At 60.4% G+C, this 6873-nt stretch carries 6 protein-coding genes; 1 reads left to right on the plus strand and 5 read right to left on the minus strand.

What is annotated here, in order from left to right; translation table 11 throughout:
- Positions 1–25: 25 nt before the first annotated feature.
- Genes QZ638_RS10140 through QZ638_RS10155 form a run of 4 tightly spaced genes read right to left on the minus strand, consistent with a single transcriptional unit; the run spans position 26 to position 4827 of the window.
- Positions 26–1567 (minus strand): ABC transporter substrate-binding protein, encoded by a 1542-nt coding sequence (locus QZ638_RS10140; RefSeq protein WP_295809629.1) that lies wholly within the window; start codon positions 1565–1567, stop codon positions 26–28.
- A 42-nt stretch (positions 1568–1609) separates the two neighbouring features.
- Positions 1610–2323 (minus strand): SDR family NAD(P)-dependent oxidoreductase, encoded by a 714-nt coding sequence (locus QZ638_RS10145; protein WP_295809631.1) that lies wholly within the window; start codon positions 2321–2323, stop codon positions 1610–1612.
- Between the two features lie 24 nt (positions 2324–2347).
- Positions 2348–3514 (minus strand): FAD-binding oxidoreductase, encoded by a 1167-nt coding sequence (locus tag QZ638_RS10150; protein ID WP_295809634.1) that lies wholly within the window; start codon positions 3512–3514, stop codon positions 2348–2350.
- Positions 3511–4827 (minus strand): FAD-binding oxidoreductase, encoded by a 1317-nt coding sequence (locus tag QZ638_RS10155; RefSeq protein ID WP_295809636.1) that lies wholly within the window; start codon positions 4825–4827, stop codon positions 3511–3513. Before QZ638_RS10155 ends, QZ638_RS10150 begins: the two co-directional genes overlap by 4 nt.
- 104 nt (positions 4828–4931) lie before the next feature.
- Between QZ638_RS10155 and QZ638_RS10160 the strand changes: the two genes are divergently transcribed.
- Positions 4932–5825 (plus strand): LysR family transcriptional regulator, encoded by an 894-nt coding sequence (locus tag QZ638_RS10160; RefSeq protein ID WP_295809639.1) that lies wholly within the window; start codon positions 4932–4934, stop codon positions 5823–5825.
- A 156-nt stretch (positions 5826–5981) separates the two neighbouring features.
- On the opposite strand, the gene QZ638_RS10165 is transcribed toward QZ638_RS10160, so the two are convergent.
- Positions 5982–6873: HlyD family efflux transporter periplasmic adaptor subunit (locus QZ638_RS10165; RefSeq protein WP_295809641.1), on the minus strand; the 892-nt coding region annotated here is incomplete at its 5' end.

Here is a 6873-nt window from a genome sequence, read left to right on the forward strand (position 1 = left end):
AACAGGACCGGGGCCTTACCGATCCCTATTCGGTGAAGTGTGCGGCTTCGGTGACCGGCGGGCTCAGATTGAGCGAGCCGTTCACCTCTACACCGAGATCGAGCGTGTCTTTCCAGGCCCACAGCTGCAGGCTCTGCACGATCGGTACGGCGCAAACCTCTTCCATGATCTTGCGCTGTGCGTCGGCCCACAGTTCGAGCTGCTTGTCCGGGTCGGTCTCTACACGCGCCGCGCTTATCTCGTCGTCGGCTATCGCACAATGCGAAAAGTTCGTCACCGCGGTTGGCGTGCCGACGATGGCGTCGGAGTGGAAGAACTGCGACAGATAGGTGTCGGCGACCGGGAAACGCGCGGCGGCATAGTGTGTGACCTGGCTCAGATCCTTGCGAATCTGCTCATGGAATGTGGCGTGCTCCACTGTCTCGATCTCGAGATTGATGTCGGCTTCGCGCAGCAGGGCCTGGATAGCCTCCATTGTCGTGATCATGCCAGGCAGAGTGGTGTGGATCGCCTTGATGGTGACGCCGTCTGGATGACCGGCCTCGGCAAGAAGCGCTTTGGCCTTGTCGATGGAATATTCGTAAATCGGTACGTCGTCGGTAAACCCGAGATAACCTTCCGGCACCGGCGACACCGCCGCCAGCGTAACATCCGGCCCTTTGAACTGAACCATGGCGTCGCGATTGACGGCATGGGCGACGGCGCGGCGCACGCGCACATCGTCGAGTGGCGGCATCGTCATGTTGAGATGGATGACCGACATTTCACCCGGCTTCATCACAGCGACCTTAGTGCCCGGAATTTGCGAGATGCGCTCGACCCAGGTCTGGTCCTGCTTGCCGTATATCATATCGATCTCGCCCGACTGGAACGCCAGGTCGCGCGAGGCATCGGAAGGAATGTAACGGTAGTAGATTTCCTTGATTTTCGGCGCGCCGCGGAAATAGTCCGGATTGGCCACCAGCTTTACATATTGCTGCGGCTGATATTCGTCGAACATAAAAGGGCCAGTTCCGATGGGGGTGCGCTCGAAGTCCGCGCCCAGGGCCTCAACCGCATCCTTACAGACGATGTTGCCGCCGTGATAGGGCACCAGCATTCCCAGCAGGCTGGGAACCGGATTCTTGAGCTCGATGGTAACTTCGTAGTCGCCGGTCGCCTCGACACGCTCGAAGGCAGTGTAGTCCTTGGCGAAAGCGGAGATATCGGGATTGGCCGAACGATTGAGCGAATAGACCACATCTTCGGCGTCAAGCGCACCGTAGTCGCCATGGCACTTTACGTCCTCGCGCAGCTTGAAAGTCCAGGTCAGGCCGTCATCCGACGCAGTCCAGCTTTCAGCTATGTCGGGCTCGATATCGGCGGGGCTTGCCTCACCGGGTTTGATGCGCACCAAACCGTTGAACATCCAGTGCAGAAGTCCCTTGTCTGGCGTGGACGTGGCCACATGCGGGTCGAGCTTGCCGGCATCGGCACTCCCCATGCCGATATTCAGCGTCTCGCCCGCAGCGAGCGCACTGCCTGCCATCAGCAGGCTTATTAATGTTGTTGCGATTGTTCTTTTCATTGATTCCACCTCTTCGCGTTTCGTTCTTTCGTGACGTGCTCCCTAAAGCGTGTCTTCGAGCCGACAGTTCACCAGCATTTCGGCCATCGCCGCCGTGTTCGGAAGGGCGACCGCCGTTGCAGCGAGCTCGGCAAGATCGCCAGGCTCTATCATCTCCTCGCGCGCCACTTTGGCAACACCGGCTGTGAGATCGGTTGCGACGAAGCTGGGGCAGAGTGCAGTGGCGCGAACGCCATATTCCCATCCGATGCGGCGAGTGCCGTGGGTCAGCGCCATCACCGCATGCTTCGTCATATTGTAGGCGATGTTCTCGTTGCGAACGCGCTTGCCGGAAAGCGAGGCGACATTGATTACCCGTCCATTTCCGCTTTTCTTGAGATGAGGCAGGCAGGCGCGGGTGAGAAAGAGCGGCCCCTTCACATTGGTGATCCACAGAGCGTCCAGGTCCGCCTCGTCGCCTTCTTCGATCGAGAATGTGTTGGAAGTGCCGGCATTGTTGATCAATGCGTCGATACGACCGAACCGTTCAACCGTAGCGGAGACCCAGGCCATATGTGTATCGCGGTCGCCGGCTTCGTATCGTGAGCACGCCAGCCTTTCTCCGGAAAGGTCGGCAAAAATCGATTTCAACGCTGCAGGATCACGGGCGCCGGCGCTTACCTGATACCCTTTGTCGTGGAAGGTTTTCACGAGCGCCCGGCCGATCCCACGGCTGGCTCCCGAAATCATGACCACACGGCCTTTTGGATCAAGCACACGCACCTCCTTCATGCCACCCCTTCATCCGTGCAAGGTCAACTCGGTCTGCTGGTCGAACCCGGCGCCAGCAAAGCGACCGAAGCGGAACGCAGCGATATCGAACTCCGGCACGGATTCGACCACAAGGTCGGCAGCCAGCGCTCCGGTTACCGGCCCGATGCCGAAACCGTGCCCTGAAAATCCTGTCGCGACCACGAGATTGTTGAAGCCCGGGACACGGTCGATGACAGGCAGCGCATCGGGCGTGAGGTCGAGCACGCCGCCCCACACCCCTTCGATCTCAGCCTCCGCAAACGCCGGCACGACATGAGAAACCTTGGCGATCGTCTCCATGATCTTGCTCATGGATGTCCGTGCAACCGGCTTTCCCGTTTTCTCGGCCAGCGCACCGTTCCAGGTTTCCGCACCGCTTGTGACACGCAAATGGCCGGTCACTTCCTGTCGCGCTGCCATATCGGCATTGGCCACGCCGAGAACCGGCCCGAGCATGGGTGGGCTGACAACGCTGCGCAGAACGGTCACCAGCGGGCGGCGTAACGGGATCGCGTGCCCCAATGGCTCCAGAAGCATGTTCGTCAGAATGCCGGGCGCAGCCAGCACAGCGCCCGCGGAAATCGTCCGCTTTCCGGTAATCGCACCGGTTATTTTTTCGCCGGCCGCCTGCAGCGACAGGACCGCTTCCCCGGTCGAAATCTTCGCCCCCTTCCTCTTGGCCATGCGTAGATAGGCCGTCACTGTGGCGATCGGATCCGCGTGACCGTCGGTAGGGCACCATGATGCAGCCAGAACCGCCGGCGACAAAGCGGGAACGATTTCACGCACCGTCGCACCGTCTGCCAGAAAAGAGATATCGAGCCCCGCCGCTTTCTGGTCTTCGACAAGAGCCTTTACAGTTTCGACCTCGGCTTCGGTTCGTGCAAGGCGGAGGTTTCCGTCCTGCCGGTAATGTGTCTCGGTTTCCAGCCTCCTGTCGAGCTCGCTCCAGCGTCTAACAGCGGCCCTTGCGAGCGGCAGTTCCGCCGGATGCCGGCCCGATTGGCGCACACCCGCCAACGTCCAGCCCGATGCCATTGCCGCCGGGCCGTATCGATCGATCACTTCTACGCTGACACCCCGTTCGGCGAGTTCGAGCGCCGCCGCGGCACCGGTTATGCCCGCTCCGACGATCAAAACGTCCGGCGCGCTCATGCGGCAATCCTTCTGCAAAAACGCGATAACGAGAAGGGCTCCGGGTCAACGAGCGGCTTCTCCCCGGTCGTCATCTGAGCGGCCAGATGGCCAACCCCCGGCCCGATGCCGAAACCGTGACCGGACAGCCCGGTGGCGATCAGCAATCCTTGCCAGCCGGGCGGTGTATCGATAACCGGAATTTCATCCGGCATCACATCGATCATACCGCCCCATGTTTCGACGGGACGGGCATTCACGAGTTGCGGGTGGAGTTCTCCGGCCGCTTTCATCACGCCGTCAAGAAGTCGGAGATCCGGCTTCGGATCGAAAACACGTACCCGCTCGAACGGGGTTTCTTCGTCGGCCCTCCACCGGGCGGACCCCAGCGGGCCGAAAAAGTCGCGCCCCGCCTTGATTGTCATGATCCGCCAGCGGTCACGCAGAACGGGAAGGAACGCCCCGAAATGGCGAAACGCAGCCGGGACCAGCTGAAACTCGGCCGCGCCGCTGCGCGCGATCGTATAACCGCCATCCATGCGCCTGCGCACCGAAGCGCGGGTGGCGCCCAATCCGCCGGAGACAATTTCAGGCGCCGGTGCGGTTCTCAAAACCGAGGATTTGACGGCGAGTTGCGGCAGATTAAGATCAAGATTTTCAAGAAATGTACGCGACCAGACGCCCCCGGCGAGAATGACTGACTTGCAGGCGATTTCGCCATGCTCGGTCACAACCCCGGTAACCGTGCCGTTCGCCCGTTCAACAAGACGAACAGCACAGTTCTCGAGGATGGTGACACCGAGTTTCGTCGCGTGACGAGCCATGGCAGGGACCGCAAGCGCAGGCTCAGCCGTTGCATCCGAAGGCGTGTGAATAGCACCGGCGAAGCGTCGGCCGCTTCGCCCCAGCATCCTGTCTGTCTCGGATGCAGACAAGAGTATCGTGTCGAGTTGAAACGGCTTGGCCGCTTGATGCCAGGCCTCGTGAGGCGCGAATTCGGCATCCGTCTCGGCCAGATAGGTGGTGCCGCGAACCCCATAGCCGATGTCTTCTTCCAACAGCGGGACCAGACGCGCCCAAAGGCGCGCACTTTCCACCATAAGCGGAAGCTCGCGCAAATCGCGTCCTGTCTTTCGGATCCAGCCCCAGTTTCGCGAGGACTGTTCACCGGCAATGCGGCCTTTCTCGCAAAGAACGACCGGTACTCCGCGTTCTGCAAGATGAATCGCCGCGCTTACGCCGACGATACCGCCACCGATGATCACGACATCGGTCCGACGGGGGAAGGAGAGTTGGACGGCGTTGGCCCGAACCTCGGTTCCGTTCACGTTCATGCCCCTCACATGAGCCGATGGATTTATCCTGTCAGTGAACGGCTGGCTGCGCTATAAGGCAAATAAGGATTCATTCCATCCTTATCAGGAAAACTTATAGTGAAATGCTGAGTCAACGATCCCTGGAAGCTTTTCGGGAAGTCATGCGAACAGGCAGCGTGTCAGGTGCCGCGGAGGAGTTGTTGATCTCGCAACCGGCCGTAAGCCGCCTGATCCGGGAATTGGAGGAGCGGCTCGATCTCCGCTTGTTCACGCGTCATGGCGGACGCATTGTGGCAACGCCGGCAGCTCATGAATTCTGGCTGGAGGTGGAGCGCAGCTTTACCGGACTGAAGCATATCGAGCGCGCGGCCGAACAGATCAAACGCGGTCAGCGAACGACACTGAGCATCGCCGCCGCGCCCGCTTTCGCGCAGGCGGCGCTGCCGCAGGCAGTGGCGGAATTGCATCGGCTTCGCCCGGATTTCAAGGCAGAGTTTTTTTCCATGACAACCCTGCCGGTCGTGCGTCAGGTGGCGCTGCGGCAATGTCAGGTGGGATTCGGCATTCCCACGCAACACAAGTCTGAGATCGACGTAGTCCGCACCGGCGCACTTCCATATCGCTTCATCGCCCCGGCGGGGCATTTTCTGCGGGAGAAGGCCGCCATCGAGATCGATGATCTTTCCGGCCTCGACTTTGTGGGTTTTGTGGATTCCACCATGACCGGTCGCAATTTCGACCGTCGCTTTGCGAGGATGCGCAGGCCGCCCGTGGTAAAAATGCGTAGCTATCTCTCTATCGTGATCGCCGCCCTGGTGCGACGCGGGTTGGGTGTCGGCCTCGTCGACCCGTTCACTGCCGAGGAGCACGAACGCTCAGGCGGCATAGTCCGGCCTCTCATCGCCGAAGAGCGGTTCGAGTATTCGGTCATCAAGCCTCTTGGCGAGAAACTAAGTCCGGAGTGCGAGGCTTTGGTCGAAATTTTTGAAGGTTTGGCCGAAGCCCATCGGCACTGATCCACCCATTCAACATTGAACCAGCGCCAGGCCGTGACGGAAGGCCATCATTCGAAACGGCGTGAAGATCACCGCGATCGGCAGCGTTATCCCTATCTTAATTGTCAAGCAGCCAACGGCTCGCATAATCGCCGCGCTTGAGGCGCGAGGGTGTTTTCATCCTTTTACTTTTTCTCCATCGGACAATTCCGGACCTGGAAAGAGGATGACCGGTGTTGTGGGATCGAGCCCTTTCAGAACCTGAGCGCGAATCCCGTTGTTGCGCCCGATCTCCAGAGCTCTCAATCGGGCACGTCCGCCTTCGATCACGAAAACCGCCCATCCGTCCCCATCCCGGAAGAGTGCACTCGACGGCACACTCAAAACATTCTCCTCGCGCCAGGTGACGATGCTGACTTCAACCCTGTAGTTGGCGCCGAGAGCTTCACGTTCGGAGAAAGGACCGGAGAAACCGATAACGGCGTTTACGCGCTGTTCTTCCACGCCAAGCGCCGACACCTTGGTGAAACCGGACGGATCGATGCGCCGCACGACACCGTCGAGAGTGCCCTCGCCCCCCCAATCGTCGATGACGACAGGATCACCTGCCGACACACGTACGGCATCGGTTGAGAGCAGTTCGACGACGATCTCGAGATCCTTCGCCACATTGCCGATTTCAAGTATGTCGGCACCAGCCTGTAAGGAGGTTTCGCTCTTCTGCCGAACCTCCAGAATTCGGCCGGACACCGGAGCCTTTATCGGCAAGGATTGCGAAGCGTCTGCCATCAACGCATTCTCGGTCGCTATGAGCCGGGCACGAGCCTGGCGAAGATCGGCCTCACGCATGGCGATGGTGGCACGTGCAGCTTCCTGAGCGCCCTTCGCCGCGCGCCACGTTCGTTGCGCCTCATCCAGATTGGATTGCGACGCCGCCCCGGTGCCACGCAGCCTGCGCCTTCGGTCTAGAACTTCTTTGGCGAGGGCAAGATCGGCCAATGCACTCTCAAGCTCGGCCCGCGCTGCACCGAGAGCCGCCTCGGCAGCATCGACGCCGGCTTCCGCCGTG

It is taken from the genome of uncultured Nitratireductor sp., assembly GCF_913053745.1.
GTDB lineage: Bacteria > Pseudomonadota > Alphaproteobacteria > Rhizobiales > Rhizobiaceae > Nitratireductor.

Bases quoted from the DNA above. Each gene is read 5' to 3' on its own strand.
- QZ638_RS10155 (WP_295809636.1), bottom strand. From the start codon at position 4,827: ATGAACGTGAACGGAACCGAGGTTCGGGCCAACGCCGTCCAACTCTCC.
- QZ638_RS10160 (WP_295809639.1), top strand. From the start codon at position 4,932: ATGCTGAGTCAACGATCCCTGGAAGCTTTTCGGGAAGTCATGCGAACA.
- QZ638_RS10140 (WP_295809629.1), bottom strand. From the start codon at position 1,567: ATGAAAAGAACAATCGCAACAACATTAATAAGCCTGCTGATGGCAGGC.
- QZ638_RS10150 (WP_295809634.1), bottom strand. From the start codon at position 3,514: ATGAGCGCGCCGGACGTTTTGATCGTCGGAGCGGGCATAACCGGTGCC.